The organism is Bradyrhizobium liaoningense (genome assembly GCF_018130825.1).
In the GTDB taxonomy this organism is placed as follows: Bacteria; Pseudomonadota; Alphaproteobacteria; order Rhizobiales; family Xanthobacteraceae; genus Bradyrhizobium; species Bradyrhizobium liaoningense_B.
This window is the reverse complement of sequence record NZ_JAFCJS010000001.1, coordinates 1,730,886-1,753,778: the sequence shown is the minus strand read 5'-3', so window position 1 is coordinate 1,753,778 and position 22,893 is coordinate 1,730,886. Positions and strand designations below refer to the sequence as shown.

The following is a 22,893-nucleotide window of genomic DNA, read 5'->3' as shown; positions in this document are numbered from 1 at the left end:
GCGCAGGCAGCCGGATCTCGGCGCGCCTAAAACGTCACCCGCATCCCCGCATAGAACGCGCGCGGCCGGGCCGGACTCAGCGAGCGCGGGTCTGTGAACTCGGCGCCGCCATTGGTGAAGTTGGGCAAGGCTTCGCGGTCGAAGAAGGTGCCGACGGTGGAGTAGCGGTTGTCAAAGATGTTGTTGACGCGACCGTAAAGCTGGAGGTTCTTGGTGACCTGGTAGGAGGTGTGGAGATTAAACACGGTGTAGGACGGCAGCTTCGGAAACTGGTTGGACTCGTCGCCGACGAAATACTGGCTCGACACAAAGAGCGCGTCACCTCCGACCTTCCAGACATCGGTCACTGCATATTCGATACTGGCCTTGATAAGGTGGCTAGGGAGGCGCGGAATGTGATTACCCGGCAGGACCTGGATGTTGCCGTCGGCGTCGGCGAACGGGCTGTCTGAGCCAAGCGTCAGCGCGTCGAGGAAGCGTGCATCCAGGAACGCGTAGCTCGCCTGGAACTGAAGCACATTCGACTTCAGGCTCACCTCGGCTTCGATACCCTGCCTGCGTGTCCGCCCGACGTTCTGGAAAAAGCCGAAGCCCGTCAGGCCTGGAATTGGGGTTGCTAGGATATCGTCGTAATTGGTGGCACGGTAGGCACCGATTTTCCAGCCAAGCGAGCCGATGTTCAATTCCTTGGTACCGCGGAAGCCCGCTTCAAACGTCTTGGATACGACCTGCTGCAGTGGCGGGTCGGCGATCAGGAACTGCCCGATGATGCACGGCCTCGCCGGATCCGCGCAGCCGAGCTCGAGTGGCGTCGGCACCCGGTTGGCTTCGGAATAGCCCGCATAGGCGGTCACTTCAGAGGTGATCTTGTAGGTGCCACCGATGATGGGATTGAATCGATCATAGTTATGATCGCCATTGAGCGCGGTGCCGAGTTGGTCCATCAGGGAGATGTGGGCCGCATTGAACCGCCCACCTCCCGTGATCGCGAAGCGATCGTCCACGTTGAACGTGTCGAGCGCATAGAGCCCCTGATATTGGTTGACGGTGCGAAGCGATACGGGGCCAATCGATGTCGGGTCGCCGGACTGGCCCAGGAATATGCCGCTGCCGGTGACGACATAGTTCGTGCCTATCGTCCCCAATTCGGCGCTACCGGTGAAGTGCGTGCGGCTGACATCATAGCTTGCGCCAATCACGAGGCGGTTCTCGTGACCGAACAGCTGATCGCTATTGGTCGCCTGCCCGGATACGCCAAACGTGATCGATCTCGTGCTGGTGCGATCTATCTCGCCGAGGATGGCATCCGGCGCAAAGGTATTGGCGAGCTGAACGCCATTCAGGCCGTTGGCCGGCGCTTGGATACCAGTCAAAGGATTGACCTCGCCAAAGCAAAGGAGCGTCGCATCAGCGTCGCAAGGCTGCGCATCGGTCGGGTTTCCGTCCACGGTACTCTGTTTGAAGCCTCGCAAATGCGCCGTGCCCTCAAAGGTCCAGGTCGGCGTCGCCTCCACCTTGCCGGTCAGGTTGAGATAGCCGACCTTGTTGGAAATGGTTTGTGGCGTTGTATAGGTCGCGCCCCAATATTGCTGGAGCAATTCGGCCGGAACAGTGCTGGGTCCAGCCAAGGAATTGTTGGCGATGCCGCCATTGATGTGGAACTCGTTGCCTTCGAAGCGATACCCGACGTCGCCGTAGAAGCGCCGGACGTCCGATGATGAGAAATTGCGGAAGCCGTTGTCGTGAATGCCTTCGAGCGCACCATAGACGGACCAGTTTCTGTCGACCTGCTTGCCCCATTGTGCAGAGCCCTGAATGCGGCCGAACGAGCCGCCCATGATGTCGATCTCGGCACCCTGATAGTTGAAACCGTTCTTCATCTGCAGGTCGATGGCGCCGCCGAGCGCATTGAGGCCGTACGCCGGATTGTTGGTCACCACAACGGCTGATCGGATCGCGGCCGTCGGAATCAGATCCCAATTGACGATATCGGAGAAGGCTTCGTTGATGCGTACGCCGTTCTGATAGACGGCCAGACCTTGTGGCGTCCCCGCCAGAGGTGAAGCGACGTAGCCGCGAAACTGAATATCGGGCTGGAAGGGATTGCCGGTCACTTCATTGATGCTGACGCCGGGTACGTACTGCTGCAGGGCATCGGTGACGTTGAGCGAGCCGGTCCGCCTGATCTGGTTGGCGTCGACCGCGTTGATCGCCGAAGGAACCTTGTCGACGTCGAGGCCTCGGCCAGTACCGGGCGAGGTCGGGTAGACGTAGATGCGTGTCTTGGGGCGGTTCGACGACGAAGCCCCTGCTCGCGCCACCGGCCGCGTCGGCGTTGTGCGCCTTGTCGCCGAGGGCGGCGCGGTCACCTCGACCGGCGGCAGGTTCTGGACGTTGGTTTCCTCCTCCTGCGCGGCCCCGGCAGGGCTGGCAAAAACCAGCCCCGACACCAGCCCCGTCGACACCGAGGCCATCAACAAACGACGCTTACCCCTAAGACGCTTGCCCATTCCTGCCTTCCCAACCCACCCGTGACCACCGGCTGTTCTGACTTTTCGCCGTTTGGTGCAGACGAGTGTAATCGGCAGGAACTCACGCGCCAGCCACAAAAGGTCGGGCAATATCCGCACCCGTTTTCCCGACCAAATCGGGAATTTTTCCCGATCGTGTCGCACCATCAGGCCGCCGCCGTCGGCACCAGCGCCTCGACGGTCAGGCCGCCGTCGCCGGACACGACATTGAGCGTGCCGCCCAGCGCCAGGATCCGCTCGCGCATGCCGACGAGGCCGAAGCCGAGCTTCTGGCCCGGCTCCATGCCGCGGCCATTGTCGCTGACTCGCACCCGGGCGCAGAGGCGGCCGTCGCGCGTCGGCTGGTCCGCAGGCTCGATGACGACATTGACCGCGGTGGCGCCGGCATGGCGAAACACGTTGGTGAGCGCCTCCTGCACCACGCGGTAGATGGTGAGGTCGGCGGTTTCCCCGGTCGCCCCCAGCTGTGGCGAGATCTTGGTTTCGATGGTGACCTCGGGATGGGACTCCCGCCACAGCCGGGACAGCGATTCAAGCGCCTGGCCGAGGCCGAGCTCGGCAAGGCCGACGGGCCGGAGGCGCTCCAGCACGCGGCGGGTGAATTGCTGGAGGGCGTTGATCTGCTCCAGGAGGGCGCTGCCGTGCTTGCGCACCGCCTCTGCGCTCGGCGCCTTGCCGTCCGCGAGCTTTGCCAGCGCGCTGGCATGGGCACGCAGCGAGAACAGATACGGCCCGAATTCGTCGTGCAATTCCCGCGCGATCTCCTTGCGCTCGACATCCTGCAGCGACACCGCGCGCTCGGCGAGGCGCCGCTTGTCCTCGACCGCCTCGCCGAGCGTCGCCGCTAGATGATTGAGCCTGGTGCAGATTGCGGCGAGCTCCGGCGCGCCGCCCGGCGCGACGCGCGCCTCGTAGTGCCCGCCCTCGAGCTTCCCCATCACCTCCGTCAGCGACTGCAGCGGTACCAGCGCCCGGCCGACCACACTCATCATCAGGAAAAACAGCACGAGCGCGATCACCGAGCCGACCTCGAGCTGGGTCACGATGCCGTCCCAGATCTCTGCGATCTCGTCATCGGGATGCGAGGTGATCCGGAGCGAGCCCGGCTTGCCATGGATCGACACCGGCACGCTCACGGCGGTCTGCTCGGGATGAACCAGGCTGACGAACCAGGCCGGCGGGGCGCGCGTGTCGTCGTCGGCATCTGGCCGCGGCGGCGTCAGCGGGTTCCCGCCGGAATCGAGAAGCGCGATGCTGACATGGCGCAGGCGGCTGAGATCGCGGGCGATCTGGTTCAGCCGCGCATCCGGATCGGGCGCCTCGTTGAGATCGGCAACGATCATCTCGATGAATTCGCGCGCGAGGCGGATCACGCTCTGATCCTCGGCCTGCACGCGCGGGCCGGCCTCAGCGACCTGGCGGCCGATATTGACGGCGAGGCCCAACGCCAGCAGCAGCGCCAGCAACAGGTTGATCCGCGCGCGCAATGATAGATTTTGCCACATTGATGTCGCCCGTGCCTCGCGAAGGTTGGCCCGCGCCTGTCCGATGACGTTGACAGGGGCGAAGCGCCCGATATCTAATCGAAAGCGTACAGCAATCCCGGCCGGGGTGCATGAGGCGACATGAGACGCAGCGGCGTTCCTGTTCGGATCATGCGGCGCGACAACAGGCCGGCGCTGTTACGGGGAAACGCCTATGCGCATTCTGATCGTCGACGATCATCCCATTGTCGCCTCGGGCTGCCGTGCCGTGCTGGCCGACGAGGGCGAGATCGAGATTCTGGAGGCCGCCGACGCCGAGGACGGCGAGTGCGTCTTCATCGTCGAGCGCCCCGACCTCTGCATCATCGACATCAACCTGCCGACCGTCTCCGGCTTCGAGCTCGCGCGCCGCATCCTCGAGCGTGCGCCGGAGGCCCGCATCATCATGTTCAGCATGAACGACGACCCGGCTTTCGCCGCGCGCGCGATCGAATGCGGCGCCAAGGGCTACGTCTCCAAGACCGGCGACCCCGACGACCTCGTCGAGGCGATCCGCGCCGTCGGCGGTGGAGGCACCTATCTGCCTACCGCGATCGCGCGCAGCATCGCCTTTGCCGGACCTGCGCTGGCGCAAAGCCCGCTGTCGAAGCTGAACGCGCGCGAGATGGAAATTTTGCGGCTGCTCAGCGCCGGCAAGAGCCTGTCGGAGATCGCTTGGCTGGTGCAGTCGTCCTACAAGACGGTGGCCAACACCTCCTCGATCATGCGACAGAAGCTCGGCGTGAAGACCTCAGTCGAGCTGGTCCGACTGGCGATCGACAGCGGCGTCGCCTGACGCAGGCAGCCGCAGCAAATTCGGTCACACAAGCGTTGCAATGTTGATGTGGTTAGATGCCACTGGAGCTTAGGGCATGACGATTCAGACTGTCTCGACCAACAAATCCTACGGCGGCGTGCAGGGCGTTTATCGCCATGCCAGCCAGGCGACCGGAACCGACATGGTGTTCTCGGTCTATGTTCCGCCGCATGCCGACGGCGCCAAGCTGCCCGTGGTCTGGTACCTCTCCGGCCTCACCTGCACACATGCCAACGTCACCGAGAAGGGCGAATTCCGCAAGGCCTGCGCCGAGCTCGGCCTGATCTTCGTCGCGCCCGACACCTCGCCGCGCGGGCCCGACGTGCCCGGCGATGCCAACAACGCCTACGATTTTGGTCTCGGCGCCGGCTTCTACGTCGACGCCACGCAGGAGCCGTTCGCACGCAACTACCGCATGTGGAGCTATGTCACCGACGAGCTGCCGAAGCTGGTCGCGGGAAATTTTCCCGTCGATGCCAAGCGGCAGTCGGTGATGGGCCATTCCATGGGCGGCCACGGCGCGCTGACGGTGGCGCTGCGCAACCCGCACCGTTTTCGCGCCGCGAGTGCGTTCGCGCCGATCGTCGCGCCTTCGCAGGTGCCCTGGGGCATCAAGGCCCTGACCGGCTATCTCGGGCCCAACAAGGATGCCTGGCGCAACCACGACACCGTGGCGCTGATCGAGGACGGCGCGAAATTTTCCGGTTTCCTGGTCGACTATGGCGATGCCGACAATTTCCTGAAGGAGCAGCTCAAGCCGGAGCTGCTGGATGCAGCCTGCAGCAAGGCCAACATCCCGCTGACGCTGCGGCCCCAGGCGGGGTACGACCACAGCTATTATTTCATCTCGACGTTCATGAGCGATCATCTGCACTGGCATGCGGCGAGATTGACGGCGTGATCTTTCTTACCCTCCCCTCTAGGGGAGGGTAAGAGTCCCCTACTCCGGCTTCCCGTAATTCGGCGCCAGCAGGCGGTTGCGGATCAGATAGCTCATCGTGCGCGTCCAGGATTCATCCGTGTTGCCGCGCATGTCGGCGCTGGCGGCGGTGATCATGTTGCCGGTCTTCACGTCGCGCAGATAGACGTTGAGATTGATGATCAGGTTCGAGACCTTCTGCACCATGCCGGTGATCTCGAGCTCGGCGCCCAGCTGTCCGGCGAGCTTGAGGTCGCAGCCGCCGCAGGCCTGCAAATTGGCGTGACGGGCGGCGTCCCGGACCGGCGCGATGTCGAGCACCTGGAACTTGCCTGAGTCTGCCAATTCCTTGCGCAGCTGCTCGCTGATGCGCTGGAGCCGCGCTTCTTCCGGCTTGGACCCGTAGAACTCGCCGGGCAGGCTGGTGTCGATCAGCTCGAAATCGAACACGGCGAGCTTCGGCGGGTCGGCGAACGCGGCCGAGCCCATCAACAGCAAAGCGATGAAACATATCAGCGCTCGCATGATCGTGATTCCGCCTCCTCTCGCCGCGACGACGAAATGCGGGGTTGCATGCCCTGACAAATCGGTCATGCTTGAAGCAGAAACAATTCTCCACCGGTGGTCAAGCCGGGGAGAACGCCTGGAGGAAATATGATCCGATGGTTGGTCGGCCTGATCGGCTGGAGTCTTGCCGCGACGATCGCACTCGCGGCCGACCCTGTCACGATCGGCGTCGGCTATCTCGGTGTCGCCGGCACCAGATCGACGCTGTCGCTGGTCGAGCAACCGGCCGAGAATGACGGCGTCGCCGGCGCCCGCCTCGCCATCGAGGACAACAACACCACCGGAAAATTCACGGGCCAGCGGTTCACGCTGGAAGAGCGTCGCATCAGGGAAGGCGAGGACGCGGTGCAGGCCGCAACCGCGCTTGCCGAGAGGAACGGCTTCATCATCGCCGATCTGCCGGCCGATGCGCTCTTGAAGGTTGCCGACGCCCTGCGCGACCGCGGCACGCTGCTGTTCAACGCCGGCGCGATCGACGAGCGGCTGCGCGAGACCGATTGCCGCGCCAATGTCATCCACACTGCGCCGACACGCGCAATGCTGGCGGATGCGCTCGGCCAATATCTGGTGTGGAAGAAGTGGTCGCGCTGGCTGCTGGTGGTCGGCTCGCACGACGAGGACAAGCTGTTCGCCGATGCGCTCCGGCGCACCGCGGCGCGGTTCGGCGCCAAGATCGTGCAGGAGCGCACATTTGAAGACAAAGGCGGTGCACGGCGCACCGACTCGGGCGTGACGCAGATCCAGCGGCAGATGCCGGTGTTCACGCAACAGGCACCCGCCTATGACGTGCTGGTCGCGGCCGACGAGAGCGAAGTGTTCGGTGCCTACCTGCCCTATCGCACCTGGGATCCGCGGCCCGTCGCGGGCTCCGCCGGCCTCGTGCCGCGCAGCTGGGACGCTTCGCAGGACCAGTGGGGCGCGATCCAGATGCAGAACCGCTTCATCAAGCTGAATTCGCGGCGCATGACCGCGCTCGACATGCAAGCCTGGACCGCGGTGCGCATGATCGGGGAAGCCACCTCGCGCACCAATTCCGGCGACGTCAAGAAAGTCACCGACTTCATCAAGGGCCCGGATTTCTCGGTCGCCGCCTTCAAGGGCACGCGGCTCACCTTGCGCGACTGGAACCTGCAGCTGCGCCAGCCGATCCTGCTGGTCGACGGCCGCATGGTGGTGTCGGTGTCGCCGCAGGAAGGATTCCTGCACCAGGTCTCCGAGCTCGACACGCTCGGCTACGATCGCCCGGAGAGCAAATGCAAGCTGAAATGAGGACGCAGATGTTGCGCATGTGGCGTGTGGGGCTTCTCTTCGGACTGGCACTGGCGGCGGCACCCGCGCATGCGTTCATCGCCTATGTCTCTAACGAGAAAAGCAACACGGTCTCGGTGATCGACACCGACAGCTGGACGGTGACCAAGACCATCAAGGTCGGCCAGCGCCCGCGCGGTATCGAGTTCACGCGTGACGGCAAGTTCGTGATGGTCGCGGTCGGCGACGACGACACCATCCAGGTGATCGATGCGAAGACGCAGGCCGTGGTCGACAGCCTGCCCTCCGGGCCGGACCCCGAGCTGTTCGCCCAGGATGCCGCGGGAAAAATCCTCTATGTCGCGAACGAGAACGACAACACGGTGACCGTGATCGACCTCGAGAAGCGCGCGCGCCTCGGCGACATCCAGGTCGGCGTCGAGCCCGAGGGCATGACAATCAGCCCCGACGGCAAGACGCTCATCAACACGTCCGAAACCACCAACATGGCGCATTTCATCGACACGAGCTCGCGCCAGATCGTCGCCAACGTGCTGGTCGATGCGCGGCCGCGCTTTGCCGAATTCAAGCACGATTCTTCGGAAGTCTGGGTGTCCTCGGAAATCGGCGGCACGGTCTCGGTGATCGATCCAAAGAAACACGAGGTGATCGGCAAGGTCACTTTCGAGATCCCGGGGTTGCGGAAAGAAGCGATCCAGCCGGTCGGCATCGGCATGACCAGGGACGACAAGACCGCCTTCGTCGCGCTCGGCCCCGCCAACCGCATTGCGGTGGTCGATGTCGCCACGCGCAAGGTGACGAAATATCTGCTGGTGGGACAGCGCGTCTGGCACATGGCATTCACGCCTGACGAAAAATACCTGCTCACCACCAACGGCGTGTCGAACGACGTCTCGGTGATCGACGTTGCCGCGCAAAAGGTGATCAAGACCATCCAGGTGGGCGAGCTGCCCTGGGGCATCACGATCGCGCCATGACCAGCCCTGCCCCGATCACCGAACCACGCGAGACGCCGAAGCCTGATCCGGTCGCGGTGCCGGCGCTGTCGATCGACGGCGTCAGCCATTCTTACGGCCCGCGGCGCGCGCTGATGGACGTGTCCTTCAACGTGCAGCCCGCGAGCTTCACCGCGCTGCTTGGGCTCAACGGCGCCGGTAAGAGCACGCTGTTCTCGCTCATCACGCGGCTGTTCGGCATTCAGTCCGGCCGCGTCGGCATTTTCGGCCATGACGTCAGCAAGAGTTCCGGCGAGGCGCTGCGGTTGCTCGGGGTCGTATTCCAGCCGCGCACGCTCGATCTCGATCTGTCGCTGACGCAGAACCTGCTCTATCACGCCGCGCTCCACGGCATCAGCCGCCGCGAGGCCTCAGCGCGCAGCGCCGAATTGCTCGGCCGTATCGGGCTCGCTGACCGCGCCGGCAGCAAGGTGCGCGACCTCTCCGGCGGACAGATGCGGCGGCTGGAGATCGCACGAGCGTTGCTGCACCGGCCGCGCCTCTTGCTGCTCGACGAGCCGACCGTCGGCCTCGACGTCAAGGCGCGCGCCGACATCATCAGCCATGTCCGCCAGCTCGTGACAGAGCAAGGCATCGGCGTGCTCTGGGCCACGCACCTGTTCGACGAGATCATGGCCGGCGACAATCTCGTGGTGCTGCACCAGGGCAAGGTGCTGGCGCAGGGGCCGATGAGCCGCGTCATCGCGGAGGCCAGCGCGCAGGACGTCAACACCGCCTTCATGCGCCTGACCGGCGCGCAAGTGATGCCGGGAGGCGGCACATGAGCAGCATCACCACGCGCGATGCGCCGCGCGGCTTCTCGGCCGCGGAGTACATGACCTGCCTCACCGGCATCGTCTGGCGCGAGGGCCTGCGCTTCCTGCATCAGCGCGAGCGCTTCGTCTCGGCGCTGGTGCGGCCCCTGGTGTGGCTGTTCATCTTCGCCGCCGGCTTCCGCCAGGTGCTCGGCATCTCCATCATCCCACCTTACGAGACCTACATCCTCTACGAGGTCTATATCGCGCCCGGGCTGATGGCGATGATCCAGCTGTTCAACGGCATGCAGTCTTCGCTGTCGATGGTCTACGACCGCGAGATGGGCAACATGCGCACGCTGCTGGTGAGCCCGCTGCCGCGCGGCTTCCTGCTGTTCTGCAAGCTGCTCGCGGGCACCGCGGTGTCGCTGCTCCAGGTCTATGCGTTCCTGCTGATCGCCTGGTTCTGGGACATCACGCCGCCGCCGTCGGGCTATCTCACCGTGCTGCCGGCGCTGATCCTGTCCGGCTTGATGCTGGGTTCGCTCGGCATGCTGATCTCGTCGGGCATCAAGCAGCTGGAGAACTTCGCCGGCGTCATGAACTTCGTGATCTTCCCGATGTTCTTCGCCTCCTCCGCGCTCTATCCGCTCTGGCGGGTGCAGGAAGGCAGCCCCTATCTCTATTATCTCTGCGAGGCCAATCCGTTCACCCATGCGGTCGAGCTGATCCGCTTCGCGCTGTACGGCCAGGTCAACTGGATCTCGCTGGCGGTGGTCGCAGCCTGCACAATCGTCTTCATGATCGGCGCGATTTTGGCCTATGATCCCTCGCGCGGGCTGGCGCGACGGGGCCCCGCAGGAGGCGAAGGATGAAGGTTCGGGTTCTGGCGACGGCTGTTCTGGCGCTCGCTGCGGCGAGCACGGCCGCGCGCGCGGCCGATCCGCGCTATCCGGACTGGCCGTGCACACAGGCAAAGGTGCCGGAGATCTCGCTTGCCGCCGTCTGGGCCGGTCCTACGCTGGGTGACGCCGAGACCAAATGGAAGGACGACGCCAAGGTCAGCGCGCTGGTCTCGAAACTGGCGGCCCGCAAGACGCCGCTGGACGAGGCCAAGAAGTCGGTGAAGGAGTTCCTGACCGGCTCCGCCGCCGACAAGGCCACCAACGCCAAGCTGCTGTTCGCCGGCCTGTTCGACACGCTCAACGCCCAGCGCTCGCAGGTCATGATCGGGCTCGAACGCGTCAGCCGCAAGCAGCGCGACGCCGCCGACAAGATCCGCGAGGAAACGCTCCAGCTCCAGGCCCTTCAGGGCGCGAATCCGCGCGACGAAGCCAAGGTCGAGGCGCTCAGCAACGAGCTGATCTGGAAGACCCGCATCTTCGAGGACCGCCACAAGGTGGTGCGCTTCGTTTGCGAGGTTCCAACCTCGATCGACCAGCGCCTGTTCGCGCTCGGACGCGTCATCCAGCAGGAAATGGAATAGCGTCAGCCAAGCTGACGGCTCACGAAAAGTTCCCGCGATTGCCTCGGGAACGTTAACCTTTTGCCGCGCAATCCGCCGGAACCAAATCGATTTATGATGGCTTGTCGAAGTCAACGCCAGACGTCGGGAGACCTCGATGGGAACAAAAAAATTCATCCTAGCGGGCGCTGCGGCCCTCAGCATGCTCGCATCCAGCGCTCTCGCTGACGACATGACCGGAATGGTCACGCGGATCGATCGGCTCAACGGCACGATTTCGATCCAGCAGATGCAGAAAGGCACGGTCGGCGCCAGCGCCGGCGGCGCCGGCGCGCTTCAGGAGTACAAGACCAAGGACGCCGCAATGCTGGATGCGGTCCATGCCGGCGACAGGGTGACGTACTCCGCCACCGACACCAACGGCACCGGGACGCTGACCAAGTTGCAGAAGCAGTAGCGCCGGGTTTTTCACCTCTCCCCGCTTGCGGGGAGAGGGAGCGCATCTGCGCTCGCTTACTACTGCTCCGGCCGCGGCTCCGGCTGTGCCTCCTCCGTCGGAAGTTTCGCGCGCTCCCAGCCGTCGGTGCCGTCGGGATACCAGGCAACATTGGAGTAGCCGTACGCCAATGCGCGCTTGGCTGCATTCCAGGACATCCAGCAATCGGCGAGGCAATAGATCACCACCAGCGCGGCCTTGTCGCCGCGCGAGGCACGCGCGAGGCCGCGCTGGAGATAATCGTCCATCGCCGACGGCAAATGGCCGTAGCCAGTATCGGGCAGCCACAGGCTGCCCGGAACGTTTCTGCGCGGGGCATCGCGCCACACCGTGCCTTCGGGCAAGTTCTTCGGCTTCGGCGGACGCGGCATCACGTCGATGAACGTGCCGCTCTTTGCGCGCCAGATCGCCTCGGCGTCGGCCGTGGTCAGCACCCGCGCGCCGACAAGCGTCGCCGGCACCGGCGCACGGTAATTGTCGGTGCGATATCCCTCGGGCTCGAACGGCTCCTGCTGCTGCGCCAATGCCGGCGCCGCCAGCATGGCGGCAACCAGCGCAGCGGCAACCGGCCATCTCATGGCGTCTTCTTGGCAGTCTCCGCACCGAGCGGCCTATCGCTCTCGTCCAGCAGCGGCACGCCGAAATCGAGCAGGATCTTGTTGATCTCGCCCTGGTTCTCCTGGATCAGCTTGTTGAGTTGCCGCTTCCAGTTCTGATCGGCGGGCCGCACGCCCATGCCGATACGATAGACCAGCTTCGGCCCGGTGGTTTCCTTCACCAGCGGCGTGACGTGGAGCGAAGCGCCAGCCTTCTTGGCGTAGTAGCCGGCCATCGGCCCCCACAGCACGCCGGCATCGATCTTGCCGGCGGCGAGGTCGTCGATCATCGCCTGCGCCGAATTGTCGAAGCGCGTATCGATCATCAGCGGATAGGGCTTTGCATCGCCCATCAGGCCTGCAAGCGCCATGTTGGTCGCGGGCGGCGTGCCGGCGACGATGCCGACATGCTTGCCCTTCAAGCGCGGATCCTCGAGCGTATCGACCTCATCGAGCCCGCTGCCCGCTTTCGCGACCAGCGCATAGCTCGTGCGGTAATAGGGATTGGTGCCCTGCACGAGGTCGTCGCCTTGCGGGAAGCCCATGATGACGTCGCAACGATGCGCGCCCAGCGTCATCCGCACGAAGCCCGTGGCCTGCGGGAAGAAGACATAGTCGAGCTTCTTCTGCAGCTTGTCCGCCAGGAATTCGGCGAGCTTGTTCTCGAAGCCTTCGCGCTTCTCGTTGGAGAACGGCAGATTGCGCGGGTCGGCGCAGACGCGCAGCACTTTCGGATCGACCAACTCGAACGAAAGATCTCCGGTCTCGCTCGTTTGCGCCATGGCGACGTCGCCCAGGGCGCAGGTTGCAGCCAGGCTCCACAGCAAGATCAACCAGCGACGATGTCGTCCGGCCTCCGTCATCGCGCTTCCTCCTCGTTTTGTTTGAATGTTATCCATGCAACGCATGACGCGCCATGTTTGGCCAAGCTTTGTGCTGGCGTTGCTTTGTTGCAGTGCAATGCGGAAAACCCTTTGAACTGAGGCGGAAAAGTGTCTCGCATTGCTCTCGTGATCGCAGCCTTGTCCCTCGGAGCAGCGACGCTAGCACGCGCCGGGGCGGCCGAATTGCCTGTGAGCGAAGTCGCGCCGGGAATCTTCGTACACTCCGGGACCATCGCCCTGATGAGCCGCGAGAACGAGGGCGATATCGCCAATGTCGGCTTCATCGTGGGTGATGACGCCGTGGCCGTGATCGACACCGGCGGCAGTTTTCGCGAGGGCGAGGCGCTGCTGGCGGCGGTGAAGGCACGCACCACCAAGCCGATCCGCTACGTCATCAATACCCATGGTCATCCCGACCATGTCTTCGGCAATGCCGCCTTCGCCGCGGACGGAACCAGCTTCGTCGGCCACGGCAAGCTGCCGCAGGCGCTGGCGGCGCGCGGGCCGTTCTATCTGGACAATTTCAGACGCATCATGGGCGGCGAGCTGATCGATCCCGTGAAGATCGTGCCGCCCACCCTGCTCGTGACGGACACACTGACGCTCGATCTCGGTTCGCGCCGCCTGACCTTGCGGGCATGGCCGGCCGGGCACAGCGACAATGATCTGACCGTGTTGGACGAGACCAGCAAAACCCTGTTCGCAGGCGATCTCGTCTTTCTCCGCCACATTCCGGTGATGGACGGCAGCATTCGCGGCTGGCTCGCCACGCTGAAGGAGTTGGAGACCATCCCGGCACTGCGCGTCGTTCCCGGTCACGGCCCTGTGAGCGAATGGCCTGCCGCGCTGGTCGATGAACGGCGTTACCTTTCAACGCTGCTGTCTGACGTCCGCACGCTGAACAAGAAAGGCGAGACGATCCGCACCGCCGCGGACAAGGCGGCCGCTGACGAGCAGCCGCATTGGCAATTGTTCGATGACTACAACGCTCGCAACGCAACTGCAGCATTTTCGGAAATTGAATGGGAGTAGCGGGCGCGCTACGCTGGGAGTCAACTCTGCTTCGCGCGCGCGAGACCATGACCATGACGGGATGCACACGCCGCCTGCCCCTGATCGCCGCCTTGCTCTGCATCGCCTTGGCGATGCCGGCGCGGGCTGAAGAGGCCTATGATCCCTGGCCGGGCCTGGTGCAGGACATCTTCAGCAACCGTCCGATGAACGATGGCAGCAACGTCATCGGCATCGAGATGCCGTATCGCGCCGAGGATGCGGCCATCGTGCCGGTGACCCTGCGCAGCAAGCTGTCGCCGGCCGACAGCCGCCGCATCCGCTCGATCACCTTGGTGATCGACCGCAACCCGGCGCCGATGGCGGCGAAGTTCGAGCTCGGCCCGGATGCCAATGTCACGGAAATCTCGACCCGCGTGCGCGTCAACAATTACACCGACGTCCACGCCGTCGCCGAGCTCAGCGACGGCCAGCTCTACGTCTCGAAAGTCTATGTGAAGGCCTCCGGCGGCTGCTCCGCACCGGCGGGAAAGAACGTCGAGGAAGCCAGGAACCGGCTCGGCCAGATGCGCTACCGGCAATTCGCTCGTGAGGACGGTCCCGCGAGCCGCGTCCGCGAGGCGCAGATCATGATCGGCCACCCCAACAATTCCGGGCTGCAGATGGACCAGGTCACGCAGCTCTATATTCCCGCCTTCTTCATCAACCAGCTGAAGCTGACCCAGGACGACAGCCCGGTGCTGTCGATGGAAGGCGGTATCTCGATCTCGGAAGATCCCAATCTGCGCTTCACTTACGTCTCCAACGGCGCCAAGCGTTTTCGCGCGGAAGCGAAGGATACGGACGGACACGTGTTCCGGAATGAATGGGACGTGGAGAAGCCGGGGACGTAACAGCGAAGCCGTCATTCCGGGGCGGTCCGCAGGACCGAACTATGGTGCGCAATTGCGCACCTGAGAATCTCGAAATTCCGGGTTCGATGCTTCGCATCGCCCCGGAATGACAGCGCTAAATCAAAAACACCTCACCTCGGCTTCCGCCTGCGCCCGGCGCAGATCATTCACCGCCGAGTTCGCCTGCTCCGAGGTGCGAAACTGCACGCCGAGATTGCCGCGCACCTGCGACATGCTGAGCGCTGTCTCTGCGGTTACATAGCGCTCAAAGGGCACGATCGAGGCGACCACGTCGATCGAGCAGGAACATTGCTCGATGGACTGCCGGCTCTCGCCATTGGCCTTCATGCAGCCATAGACATATTCCGCGCGCGCCGAGGTCGGATAGTCATTGGCCTCCCCGGCCCGCGCCACGCATGCGGTCGCCGCCAATACCGCCAATGCGGCGACAATCGGTCGTAGCTGCCCGGCCAGTTTCATGCGCGTCCTCCCGCTGGTTGCGACCAAAGCTATGCTATGCGTATTGTCCTGAAAAGCACTCTGTCAGAGGAAGCGGCTCACAAGGTGATGAGAGTTTTGGGACGAATATCGGCGCTCGCGATGACCCTGGCGCTGACTCTGACTGCACCGGCCGGGGCTGCGGATACCATTCGCCTTGCGGTGCAGAAAACCGGAACATTCTCCTGGGAGCTGGCCGCGATCCGCAGCAGCGGCCTCGACAAGGAGGCTGACCTGTCGCTGGAGGTCACCGAGCTCGCGAGCACCGAAGCCGGCAAGATCGCAATGCGCGCAGGCAGCGCCGACATCATCCTGTCGGACTGGCTGTGGGTGTCGCGCGAGCGCGCGCTGGGCGCCAAGCTCACCTTCTATCCCTATTCCAGCGCGCTCGGCGCGGTGATGGTACCGGCAGCCTCGCCGCTTCAGACGCTCGCCGACCTCAAGGGCCGCAAGCTCGCGGTCGCAGGCGGGGCGATCGACAAGAGCTGGCTGCTGCTCCAGGCGCGGATGAAGCAGGACGGCATCGACCTGAAGTCGGAAGCGACCATCGTCTACGGCGCCCCGCCTTTGATCGCAGCCAAGGCGCTCGACGGCGAGATGGATGCGAGCCTCAACTTCTGGAATTTCTGTGCCCAGCTCGAGGCCAAGGGTTTCAGGCGCCTCGCCGGCATCGAGGACATCTTGCCGAAGCTCGGCGCCAAGGGCGCGGTGGCCGCAGTCGGCTACGTCTTCGACGAGAGCTGGGCCGCGAGCCATAAGGACGCAGTGGCCCGCTTCATCGCGATGACCCGCAAGGCCAAGCAGCTGCTGGTCACATCCGATGCCGCCTGGGACAAGGTCGCGCCGCTCACGGGCACGACCGATCCGGCCATGCTCAAGACCTATCGCGAGCGCTACCGCGACGGCATTCCGCGCCGGAGCATTGACGACGAGGAGAAGGATGCGCGCGTGCTCTACCGCGTGCTGGCCGAGACCGGCGGACGCGACCTCGTCGGCCCCGCAGCCGAGCTCGACCCCGGCACCTTCTATCACGCAGTCCCCGGAGACTGAGGTGCTGCGTCTGCTCTCGTTCGCCCTGTTCCTCGCGATCTGGTGGATTGCCGCGCTCCTCGTCGGCGGCGCGAAGCTGCCCTCCCCACCAGCCGTGCTTCAGGTGATGATCGCAGAAGCATCAACCGGCGCGCTGTTCCTGCATCTCGGGGCGACGCTGGCCCGCGTCGCGCTCGCCTTCACCCTGGCAATGTCGCTCGGCAGCGCCATCGGCTACCTGATGGGCCGGGTGAAGCTCGCCGACCGGCTCGGCGATCCCTGGCTGATCCTGCTGCTCAATTTGCCGGCGCTGGTCGTGATCGTGCTCGCCTATATCTGGGCCGGCCTCACTGAAGCCGCCGCGATCGCGGCGATCGCCATCAACAAGCTGCCGACCGCCATCGTCACCTTGCGCGAGGGCACGCGCGCGCTCGACCGTTCGCTCGACGAAATGGCGAGCGTATTCGCGATGCCGCGCTGGCGCGCGTTCCGCCATGTCGTGCTGCCGCAGCTCGCGCCCTATATCGCGGCCTCCGCCCGCTCCGGATTGTCGCTGGTGTGGAAGATCGTGCTGGTCGCCGAGCTGCTGGGACGGCCGAACGGCGTCGGCTTCGAGATCGGCGTCGCCTTCCAGCTGTTCGACACGCCGCGGCTGCTGGCCTATTCGCTGACCTTCGCCGCTGTCGTGCTCGTCATCGAAACCTTGCTGGTGCAGCCGTTCGAAGCCCGCGCAAACAGGTGGCGGCCCCGTGCGGCTTGAGGTCGATATCACAGGCAAGACCTTCAGGAGTGCCGCGGGCGGAACGCACGAGGTGCTGGCGCCGGTCAAGTTCGCGCTTCAATCCGGCGAGGTCGGCGTGCTGATCGGCCCGTCCGGTTGCGGCAAGAGCACGATGCTGCGCATCATCCTTGGATTGGACCACGACTTTGCAGGCCGCATCGCGCGGCCGCCTGAGGCGCGGATCGGCATGGTGTTCCAGGAGCCGCGGCTGCTGCCGTGGCGCTCGGTCGAGCAGAATGTGCGGCTGGCCGCGCCTGATGTCACCGAGGCGAAGCTCTCCGAGCTGTTCAGGATTTTGGAGCTGGAAGCCCATCGCAGCCATTTCCCCGGCGAATTGTCGCTGGGGCTGGCCCGCCGCGTCGCACTCGCGCGCGCCTTCGCGGTGGAGCCCGATCTCCTGGTGCTCGACGAGCCCCTCGCCTCGCTCGACGACGCCCTCGCCGGCCGTCTGCGTGACGAGATCGCGACGCTGGTGGCGAGCCGGCCAGTGATGACGCTTCTGGTGACACACAGCCTGGACGATGCGGTGCGCCTGGGCGACCGGCTGTTCTTCCTGTCGCCGCGGCCGGCGCGGATCGTGGCCGAGGTGCCTATCGGCATCCCGCGCGACACACGCGGCGAAGCCGAGATTGCGGCGATCAAGGCCGGCCTCGCCCAACGAATTCACGGCGACCGCACTGCGCGAGATGTCTCATAGCCGGTCGCCTGGCCGACGTGCTAGACTAGGCCGGCGGCGGAGCTGATGATGACGCGGACGGTCGCCTTCGCAACGCTTGGTCTTGCAACGCTTGGTCTTGCACTCGTCGCGTCGACGGCGGATGCGCAGGACATGATGCGTGACGTCGACCTCACCTCTCCCGCGATGGTCTCCGCCGAAATGACGAGGCCGGAGGTCGAGGCCGTATTGGCCAAAGCGAGCCCAAAGCAGCCCGCCGATTTCACCGGCAAACGCCTGTCGGGCCTCGATCTCTCGGGGCTGGACCTGTCCAACGCGGTTCTCCGCGCCGCGCGGCTCAACAAGACAATACTCCGAGACGCCAGGCTTGACCGTGCGATCCTCGATCAGGCGTGGCTGCTGGATGCGGATCTGACCGGCGCGAGCCTGAAAGGCGCCAATCTGTTCGCCTCGCAAATGGCCCGCGCGCGTCTCGACGGCGCGAATCTATCGGGAGCGCGCATCGCTGCCGACCTCACCGGCGCAAGCCTGGTCGGCGCCTCGATCGCGGACGCGAATCTTGGCGCCGACATGCGCAACCAGTCGATGGGGTTGATGCGCGCGGTGCTGAGATCCGCCAATCTGGAACGGCTGAACGCGCGCAACGCCGATTTGTCGCGCGTCGACCTCGAGTTCGCGGTCCTCAGGGGCGCCGACCTGAGCGGCGCATCACTGAAAAACGCCCAGCTCGGCGGAGCCGATCTGACCGGCGCCATCGTCATCGACGCCGATTTCGACGGCGCCGATCTCGTCTCGACGAAGCTGATCGCACCGAACGGTCTTGACCGCGCCAAAAATTTCGACAAGGCAAAGAACCGCGAGCGCCTGATCAGGGAATGACGGCGCCTTTGGGAGGACTGGCTGATGCGTGGGGTTCTTGCTTTGATCGCGTTGTTGACGCTTGCCGGCGAAGCCGCCGCGCAGACCAAGGGCAAGGGCATCCGGCTCTGGAATCTCACGACGGAGACGATCTCCGGCTTCCAGCTTTCGCCGGCCGGCAAGACCGACTGGGGCCCGAACCAGTGCCTCAACGACAAGGACAAGGAGGTCGACCACGACGAGCGGCTGCGCATCACCGGCGTCGAGCCCGGCCGCTACGACGCCAAGGTCAGCTATCCCAATGCGCGGCAGTGCATCGTCCGCGACATCGAGATCAGGGCCGATGCGGTGTTCTCGATCGCCGACAAGGATCTGAAGGACTGTACGAAGTAGCCCGCCCGGCTTAAGCCTTGTCGTTCGGGTGCGGATATTCGCAGCGCCAGCGCACCGCCTGCCATTTCGGATGCTCGCCGACCCATTGCGCGATGTAGGGCGGTGCGGCCATCACGCATTGGCGGGGCGACCCCGAATAGTTGAACACCAGATGCTGCTCTTCGCAGGTCGCAGGCGAGAGCACCGCACACACAGTCACCACAAGGTCGATCGGGTTCATTCCGGGATCCTCTCGCGGGGGCACTCGAGACTAGCACGATAGGTTACGTGTCAGGGAGCGGGAAGTTTCAATCGGACGTGAGGATGGGGAACTACCTCCGTCGCCCCTCCCCGCACGTGGGAAGAGACGAAACAAGCACGCTAAAAATTCACCCCGAACACCAGTCGCGCCTGATGCCGCTCGAAATTGACGAGGTCGAGATTGCCGCCTGAGCCGGCCGGACGACCCCAGGCCTGCATGCTCCAGCTCAGGGTCAGCCGGGAGCGCTCGGAGAGCTGGAAATAGGCAGTCGGCCCGACAAACAGAGCCTGACCCGAAAACTCGCCGAGGCCGATGCCCTCATATTGCCGGAAGTAGCGCATCTCGCCGCCGAGAAGCACATTCGGGCGAACCCGCGCCAGGGCGGCAAACGCCGCTCCGACGGTCGAACTCTTCTCGGACGTCCCCGCCACCTCGAAGCGCGCCCATTCCGGCTGATAGATCAAATTGAGCGCGCCGATGACGAAGTTCGGAACGAGCTCACGGTCGAAGGCGAGCGTGAATTCGGTGCCGTACATCCGCCCCTTCGCGCCAGAGGTCTCATCAATGCGATCGCCATGGAACTCGGCGGCGACCGTGAACCCAAACGGCGCGCGCTCGCGGTCGAGCAGGCGATAACGCAAATCAAGCGAGGCGCCCTGGAAGTTGAACTGGCGGCGGTCGTCGATGTCAGGAACGCCGGTGATGTCGTGCCAGCTGGCGGTGCCGCCGAGCTCGATGCGGAAGTTCGGCAGCGGCACGACCTCGATCTCGACCTCCTGCGCGAGAGCGCGATAGGTGCCACCGCCCTTGCCGAAGCTGCCCGTCGTCTGGGTCTGGAATTCCCGCTCGCCGACGTTGCCGACGTCGGTGCCGATCATGAAGCCGAAGATGTGCTCGGTATCAAACCCCTCTTCGGCGCCTGCGCATGCCGGCGCGAGTGCGGCCATGCACGCAACCGCCGTCCAAAATATGTGGGGTCCAGTTCGCATCCAGCGAACACTACCACGGCTCCGATGGCATTCGCCACCGAAGCCGCGGCAGGTCCGTCAGTCTTACTTGCGCGCAGCGCAGGCGTACATGTTGATTTCCATGCCGACCGGCACTTCCACGATCTTCGGAGCTTTCCAAGCCATTCGGGGTCTCCCAAGGTATTGAGCGCGACATCGCGCGGGGCAAAACCTAGGGCTGCATCAAGCACAGCGCAAGCTGGAATCGATCCGCAGATACAGCGAACTGTCGCATATTGCTTGCGAATTTCGCTCTCGTGCAAATCGCCTTCGCTCCCAGTCAAGCGTCAACGCAGCAAGCGCAGCAGCGCGCGGCCGGCGCGCGAGTTGAGCTCCTTTGCATCCAGCGTTCCGTCCTTGTCGGGATTGGCCGCATTGAAGCGCTGCTCCACCACGGACAGATATTCGTCGAGCGTGAGAGTCCCGTCGCGATCGGGATCGGCGGCGGCGAGCTCTTTCGCCGTCAACCGTCCGCGCAATTCGCGCGCGTCCAGCGTGCCGTCGTGATCGGGATCGAGTTTTGCGAACAGCGCGCTAGCGGCCTTCTTCACCTCGGCCAGATCGAGCGTGCCGTCATTGTCAGTATCGAACATCTTGACGGCGGATGCCGACCAGGCCGGACCGGACAGAACTGCAAGCGTGAGCGCAAGTGCAACAGAGCGACGCGATAGCATCATGACCTCCCAGACCAAGAGCCCCGATTCGAACGGGATGAAAGCAACATAAGTCCGCAAGGCGAGCCCCGGTTCAAGCGAAATTGCAACCTGCGCGCCGCACAATCCGAGGAACCAGATTGCCGCGCCCCCCGCGCTTTTGTCCGGTACTGCGCCATGCCGCGGAATTTTTTCAGCGCCTGCGCACAAGTGAGAGCCGGCTGTCAGGTTTCTGTCAGGTGACCGGCATCTGGCATCCAACATATCGGCAGCGCGCATTCGACTTTCGTATTGACGCGTTTTGCATTCGGGCGGAGTGTTGCCGTCGCAGCGTCAAAAGGCGCGCATATTGGGAGGAACGGATGAAACGCTTTGCGATGGCCGCGAGCCTCGTCATGCTTGCATCGACTTGTGCGTACGCACAGACCACCGAGCAGCTGGTCAAGGGCGCGACCGATACATCGAACGTTCTCAATTACGGGATGGGCTACAATCTGCAGCGCTTCTCGACCCTGAACCAGATCAACAAGGACACCGTCAAGAACCTCGTCCCGGTCTGGAACTACTCCTTCAACGACGATCGCAGCGAGGAATCGCAGCCGCTGGTGTACCAGGGCGTAATCTACGTGACCTCGCACAACGCGACCATGGCGGTCGATGCCAAGACCGGCAAGCAGATCTGGAAATCCAAGGTCGAGTACCCCGCCGAGACGCCGCGCATCGTGTGCTGCGGCATCATCAACCGTGGCGCGGCGCTCTACGACGGCAAGGTGTTCCGCACCACGCTCGATGCCAACGTCATCGCGCTCGACGCCAAGGACGGCAAGGAGCTGTGGCGGCAGAAGGCGGCCGACATCAAGGAAGGCTATTCGATGACGGTGGCCCCGCTGGTCGCCGACGGTGTCGTCATCACCGGCATCTCCGGCGCCGAGTTCGGCACCCGCGGCTTCATCGACGGCTGGGATCCGGCGACGGGCAAGCATCTGTGGCGCACCCATTCGATCCCCTCGCCGGATGAGCCAGGCGGTGACACCTGGAAGGGCGACACCTGGAAGCTCGGCGGTGGCTCGACCTGGATCACCGGGTCCTACGATCCCGAGCTGAACACGGTCTACTGGGGCATCGGCAATCCCGGCCCGTTCAATTCGGCGGTGCGTCCCGGCGACAATCTCTACACCTGCTCCGTGCTGGCGATGGATCCCAAGACCGGCAAGATCAAGTGGCACTACCAGTTCTCGCCGAACAATCCGTTCGACTATGACTCGGTGGCCGAGATGGTGCTCGCCGACATGAATGTCGAGGGCAAGCCGACCAAGGTGCTGATGGACGCCAACCGCAACGGCTTCTTCTACGTGCTCGACCGTACCAATGGAAAGCTGCTCGCGGCCAACCCTTACGTGAAGGTCAACTGGGCGACCGGAATCGACATGAAGACGGGCCGTCCGATCGAGACCGACGTCAGCAAGGACGCGCGCGAGGGCAAGAAGGTGACGGTCTATCCGTCGATCCTCGGCGGCAAGAACTGGGAGCCGATGTCGTTCAACCCGCAGACCGGCCTCGCCTACGCCAACACCCTCGCCTTCGGCGGCAGGTACAAGACCGAGCCCGTCACCTTCAAGCAGGGTGAATGGTATCTCGGCATGGACCTCACTGACCTCTGGGAATGGGGTGACGGACCGCGCGGTCATCTGAAGGCGATCGATCCCATGACCGGCAAGGCCAAGTGGGAAGCCCCCGCCGACATCCCGCGCTTCTCGGGCGTGCTGTCGACCGCGGGCGGCGTCGTGTTCACGGGCGCGCTGACCGGCGAGTTCGAGGCCTTCGACGCCGACACCGGCAAGAAGCTCTGGCAGTTCCAGACCGGCTCGGGCATCGAGGGACAACCGGTGACCTGGCAGCAGGACGGCGTGCAATATGTCGCCGTCACATCTGGCTACGGCGGCGTCTACTCGCTGTTCTCCGGCGACGAGCGACTTGCCAAGGTGCCGCCCGGCGGCTCGCTGTGGGTTTTTGCAGTCAAGCAGTAACCACGGCAT

At 64.3% G+C, this 22,893-nt stretch carries 25 protein-coding genes and 1 pseudogene; 16 read left to right on the top strand and 10 right to left on the bottom strand.

The genetic code is table 11. From position 1 onward, the window contains the following. Window positions 1-26: 26 nt before the first annotated feature. Window positions 27-2,510, bottom strand: a complete 2,484-nt coding sequence (locus JQ603_RS08535; RefSeq protein ID WP_212338040.1) for a TonB-dependent receptor — start codon at window positions 2,508-2,510, stop codon at window positions 27-29. A gap of 167 nt (window positions 2,511-2,677) precedes the next feature. Then, window positions 2,678-4,036, bottom strand: a complete 1,359-nt coding sequence (locus JQ603_RS08530) for a histidine kinase (protein WP_212338038.1) — start codon at window positions 4,034-4,036, stop codon at window positions 2,678-2,680. 193 nt (window positions 4,037-4,229) lie between these two features. On the opposite strand from JQ603_RS08530, the gene JQ603_RS08525 reads away from it, so the two are divergent. Continuing rightward, window positions 4,230-4,850: a response regulator gene (locus tag JQ603_RS08525; protein ID WP_008562541.1), complete on the top strand. Its 621-nt coding sequence runs from the start codon at window positions 4,230-4,232 to the stop codon at window positions 4,848-4,850. A gap of 76 nt (window positions 4,851-4,926) precedes the next feature. Next, window positions 4,927-5,772 carry an S-formylglutathione hydrolase gene (fghA, locus tag JQ603_RS08520; protein WP_212338037.1) on the top strand — a complete coding sequence of 282 codons (846 nt, stop codon included), beginning with the start codon at window positions 4,927-4,929 and terminating at the stop codon, window positions 5,770-5,772. A 39-nt stretch (window positions 5,773-5,811) separates the two neighbouring features. Here the strand turns inward: fghA and JQ603_RS08515 are convergent, their stop codons facing one another. Continuing rightward, the gene (locus JQ603_RS08515; RefSeq protein WP_212338036.1) at window positions 5,812-6,384 is read right to left on the bottom strand and encodes a DUF3280 domain-containing protein; all 573 of its coding nucleotides are present in this window, start codon (window positions 6,382-6,384) and stop codon (window positions 5,812-5,814) included. Window positions 6,385-6,444: 60 nt separating this feature from the next. Here JQ603_RS08515 and JQ603_RS08510 point away from each other — a divergent pair, with 60 nt between their 5' ends. From JQ603_RS08510 to JQ603_RS08485, 6 genes are all read left to right on the top strand, one after another. Further along, window positions 6,445-7,626, top strand: a complete 1,182-nt coding sequence (locus JQ603_RS08510; RefSeq protein ID WP_212338035.1) for an ABC transporter substrate-binding protein — start codon at window positions 6,445-6,447, stop codon at window positions 7,624-7,626. Window positions 7,627-7,634: 8 nt separating this feature from the next. Further along, window positions 7,635-8,603, top strand: a complete 969-nt coding sequence (locus JQ603_RS08505) for a YVTN family beta-propeller repeat protein (protein ID WP_212338274.1) — start codon at window positions 7,635-7,637, stop codon at window positions 8,601-8,603. Then, window positions 8,600-9,406: an ABC transporter ATP-binding protein gene (locus JQ603_RS08500; RefSeq protein ID WP_212338033.1), complete on the top strand. Its 807-nt coding sequence runs from the start codon at window positions 8,600-8,602 to the stop codon at window positions 9,404-9,406. The genes JQ603_RS08505 and JQ603_RS08500 overlap by 4 nt, the downstream gene beginning before the upstream one ends. Next, entirely contained in the window at window positions 9,403-10,251 is an 849-nt protein-coding gene (locus JQ603_RS08495; protein ID WP_212338031.1) for an ABC transporter permease, read from the top strand. The genes JQ603_RS08500 and JQ603_RS08495 overlap by 4 nt, the downstream gene beginning before the upstream one ends. Beyond that, window positions 10,248-10,862 carry a hypothetical protein gene (locus tag JQ603_RS08490; RefSeq protein ID WP_212338029.1) on the top strand — a complete coding sequence of 205 codons (615 nt, stop codon included), beginning with the start codon at window positions 10,248-10,250 and terminating at the stop codon, window positions 10,860-10,862. Before JQ603_RS08495 ends, JQ603_RS08490 begins: the two co-directional genes overlap by 4 nt. Before the next feature lie 136 nt (window positions 10,863-10,998). Then, entirely contained in the window at window positions 10,999-11,298 is a 300-nt protein-coding gene (locus tag JQ603_RS08485) for a copper-binding protein (protein ID WP_212338027.1), read from the top strand. Between the two features lie 59 nt (window positions 11,299-11,357). Here JQ603_RS08485 and JQ603_RS08480 read toward each other — a convergent pair whose 3' ends face one another. Further along, a complete protein-coding gene (locus JQ603_RS08480) occupies window positions 11,358-11,915 on the bottom strand; it encodes a PQQ-dependent catabolism-associated CXXCW motif protein (protein WP_212338024.1) in 558 nt (185 codons plus the stop codon). Further along, window positions 11,912-12,796, bottom strand: a complete 885-nt coding sequence (locus tag JQ603_RS08475) for a substrate-binding domain-containing protein (RefSeq protein ID WP_212338023.1) — start codon at window positions 12,794-12,796, stop codon at window positions 11,912-11,914. The genes JQ603_RS08480 and JQ603_RS08475 overlap by 4 nt, the downstream gene beginning before the upstream one ends. Window positions 12,797-12,925: 129 nt before the next feature. Between JQ603_RS08475 and JQ603_RS08470 the strand changes: the two genes are divergently transcribed. Continuing rightward, window positions 12,926-13,849 (top strand): quinoprotein relay system zinc metallohydrolase 2, encoded by a 924-nt coding sequence (locus JQ603_RS08470; RefSeq protein ID WP_212338021.1) that lies wholly within the window; start codon window positions 12,926-12,928, stop codon window positions 13,847-13,849. A 53-nt stretch (window positions 13,850-13,902) separates the two neighbouring features. After that, the gene (locus tag JQ603_RS08465; protein ID WP_212338273.1) at window positions 13,903-14,721 is read left to right on the top strand and encodes a quinoprotein dehydrogenase-associated SoxYZ-like carrier; all 819 of its coding nucleotides are present in this window, start codon (window positions 13,903-13,905) and stop codon (window positions 14,719-14,721) included. A 120-nt stretch (window positions 14,722-14,841) separates the two neighbouring features. Here JQ603_RS08465 and JQ603_RS08460 read toward each other — a convergent pair whose 3' ends face one another. Next, window positions 14,842-15,201 carry a hypothetical protein gene (locus JQ603_RS08460; protein ID WP_212338020.1) on the bottom strand — a complete coding sequence of 120 codons (360 nt, stop codon included), beginning with the start codon at window positions 15,199-15,201 and terminating at the stop codon, window positions 14,842-14,844. 87 nt (window positions 15,202-15,288) lie between these two features. Here JQ603_RS08460 and JQ603_RS08455 point away from each other — a divergent pair, with 87 nt between their 5' ends. From JQ603_RS08455 to JQ603_RS08435, 5 genes are read left to right on the top strand one after another with little or no spacing between them, the layout of a single operon-like run. Beyond that, the gene (locus JQ603_RS08455; protein ID WP_245003515.1) at window positions 15,289-16,269 is read left to right on the top strand and encodes an ABC transporter substrate-binding protein; all 981 of its coding nucleotides are present in this window, start codon (window positions 15,289-15,291) and stop codon (window positions 16,267-16,269) included. A 1-nt stretch (window position 16,270) separates the two neighbouring features. Beyond that, window positions 16,271-17,008 carry an ABC transporter permease gene (locus tag JQ603_RS08450; protein ID WP_212338019.1) on the top strand — a complete coding sequence of 246 codons (738 nt, stop codon included), beginning with the start codon at window positions 16,271-16,273 and terminating at the stop codon, window positions 17,006-17,008. Then, on the top strand, window positions 16,998-17,726 hold the full coding sequence (locus JQ603_RS08445) for an ABC transporter ATP-binding protein (protein ID WP_212338018.1): 729 nt from the start codon (window positions 16,998-17,000) through the stop codon (window positions 17,724-17,726). The genes JQ603_RS08450 and JQ603_RS08445 overlap by 11 nt, the downstream gene beginning before the upstream one ends. 48 nt (window positions 17,727-17,774) lie before the next feature. After that, window positions 17,775-18,584, top strand: coding sequence for a pentapeptide repeat-containing protein (locus JQ603_RS08440; RefSeq protein WP_212338016.1), 810 nt, complete (start codon window positions 17,775-17,777; stop codon window positions 18,582-18,584). A 24-nt stretch (window positions 18,585-18,608) separates the two neighbouring features. Then, the gene (locus tag JQ603_RS08435; protein WP_183242202.1) at window positions 18,609-18,956 is read left to right on the top strand and encodes a hypothetical protein; all 348 of its coding nucleotides are present in this window, start codon (window positions 18,609-18,611) and stop codon (window positions 18,954-18,956) included. Between the two features lie 10 nt (window positions 18,957-18,966). Here the strand turns inward: JQ603_RS08435 and JQ603_RS08430 are convergent, their stop codons facing one another. From JQ603_RS08430 to JQ603_RS08415, 4 genes and pseudogenes are all read right to left on the bottom strand, one after another. Continuing rightward, window positions 18,967-19,176, bottom strand: a complete 210-nt coding sequence (locus tag JQ603_RS08430; protein WP_018642677.1) for a hypothetical protein — start codon at window positions 19,174-19,176, stop codon at window positions 18,967-18,969. A 140-nt stretch (window positions 19,177-19,316) separates the two neighbouring features. After that, window positions 19,317-20,224: pseudogene (locus JQ603_RS08425) on the bottom strand (hypothetical protein). Window positions 20,225-20,249: 25 nt separating this feature from the next. Next, window positions 20,250-20,330 carry a pyrroloquinoline quinone precursor peptide PqqA gene (gene pqqA, locus JQ603_RS08420; protein WP_012029362.1) on the bottom strand — a complete coding sequence of 27 codons (81 nt, stop codon included), beginning with the start codon at window positions 20,328-20,330 and terminating at the stop codon, window positions 20,250-20,252. A 161-nt stretch (window positions 20,331-20,491) separates the two neighbouring features. Beyond that, on the bottom strand, window positions 20,492-20,878 hold the full coding sequence (locus JQ603_RS08415) for an EF-hand domain-containing protein (RefSeq protein ID WP_183242356.1): 387 nt from the start codon (window positions 20,876-20,878) through the stop codon (window positions 20,492-20,494). Between the two features lie 341 nt (window positions 20,879-21,219). Here JQ603_RS08415 and JQ603_RS08410 point away from each other — a divergent pair, with 341 nt between their 5' ends. Then, window positions 21,220-22,884 (top strand): methanol/ethanol family PQQ-dependent dehydrogenase, encoded by a 1,665-nt coding sequence (locus JQ603_RS08410; protein ID WP_212338012.1) that lies wholly within the window; start codon window positions 21,220-21,222, stop codon window positions 22,882-22,884. The last annotated feature ends 9 nt before the right edge of the window (window positions 22,885-22,893 follow it).

Excerpts from the sequence above, each read along its gene's own strand:
- JQ603_RS08440 (WP_212338016.1), top strand. The coding sequence starts at position 17,775 with ATGACGCGGACGGTCGCCTTCGCAACGCTTGGTCTTGCAACGCTTGGT.
- JQ603_RS08500 (WP_212338033.1), top strand. The coding sequence starts at position 8,600 with ATGACCAGCCCTGCCCCGATCACCGAACCACGCGAGACGCCGAAGCCT.
- JQ603_RS08455 (WP_245003515.1), top strand. The coding sequence starts at position 15,289 with ATGAGAGTTTTGGGACGAATATCGGCGCTCGCGATGACCCTGGCGCTG.
- JQ603_RS08465 (WP_212338273.1), top strand. The coding sequence starts at position 13,903 with ATGACGGGATGCACACGCCGCCTGCCCCTGATCGCCGCCTTGCTCTGC.
- JQ603_RS08505 (WP_212338274.1), top strand. The coding sequence starts at position 7,635 with ATGTTGCGCATGTGGCGTGTGGGGCTTCTCTTCGGACTGGCACTGGCG.
- JQ603_RS08485 (WP_212338027.1), top strand. The coding sequence starts at position 10,999 with ATGGGAACAAAAAAATTCATCCTAGCGGGCGCTGCGGCCCTCAGCATG.
- JQ603_RS08495 (WP_212338031.1), top strand. The coding sequence starts at position 9,403 with ATGAGCAGCATCACCACGCGCGATGCGCCGCGCGGCTTCTCGGCCGCG.
- JQ603_RS08415 (WP_183242356.1), bottom strand. The coding sequence starts at position 20,878 with ATGCTATCGCGTCGCTCTGTTGCACTTGCGCTCACGCTTGCAGTTCTG.
- JQ603_RS08530 (WP_212338038.1), bottom strand. The coding sequence starts at position 4,036 with ATGTGGCAAAATCTATCATTGCGCGCGCGGATCAACCTGTTGCTGGCG.
- pqqA (WP_012029362.1), bottom strand. The coding sequence starts at position 20,330 with ATGGCTTGGAAAGCTCCGAAGATCGTGGAAGTGCCGGTCGGCATGGAA.
- JQ603_RS08525 (WP_008562541.1), top strand. The coding sequence starts at position 4,230 with ATGCGCATTCTGATCGTCGACGATCATCCCATTGTCGCCTCGGGCTGC.
- JQ603_RS08460 (WP_212338020.1), bottom strand. The coding sequence starts at position 15,201 with ATGAAACTGGCCGGGCAGCTACGACCGATTGTCGCCGCATTGGCGGTA.
- JQ603_RS08510 (WP_212338035.1), top strand. The coding sequence starts at position 6,445 with ATGATCCGATGGTTGGTCGGCCTGATCGGCTGGAGTCTTGCCGCGACG.
- JQ603_RS08475 (WP_212338023.1), bottom strand. The coding sequence starts at position 12,796 with ATGACGGAGGCCGGACGACATCGTCGCTGGTTGATCTTGCTGTGGAGC.
- fghA (WP_212338037.1), top strand. The coding sequence starts at position 4,927 with ATGACGATTCAGACTGTCTCGACCAACAAATCCTACGGCGGCGTGCAG.
- JQ603_RS08480 (WP_212338024.1), bottom strand. The coding sequence starts at position 11,915 with ATGAGATGGCCGGTTGCCGCTGCGCTGGTTGCCGCCATGCTGGCGGCG.
- JQ603_RS08435 (WP_183242202.1), top strand. The coding sequence starts at position 18,609 with ATGCGTGGGGTTCTTGCTTTGATCGCGTTGTTGACGCTTGCCGGCGAA.
- JQ603_RS08410 (WP_212338012.1), top strand. The coding sequence starts at position 21,220 with ATGAAACGCTTTGCGATGGCCGCGAGCCTCGTCATGCTTGCATCGACT.
- JQ603_RS08515 (WP_212338036.1), bottom strand. The coding sequence starts at position 6,384 with ATGACCGATTTGTCAGGGCATGCAACCCCGCATTTCGTCGTCGCGGCG.
- JQ603_RS08430 (WP_018642677.1), bottom strand. The coding sequence starts at position 19,176 with ATGAACCCGATCGACCTTGTGGTGACTGTGTGTGCGGTGCTCTCGCCT.
- JQ603_RS08490 (WP_212338029.1), top strand. The coding sequence starts at position 10,248 with ATGAAGGTTCGGGTTCTGGCGACGGCTGTTCTGGCGCTCGCTGCGGCG.
- JQ603_RS08535 (WP_212338040.1), bottom strand. The coding sequence starts at position 2,510 with ATGGGCAAGCGTCTTAGGGGTAAGCGTCGTTTGTTGATGGCCTCGGTG.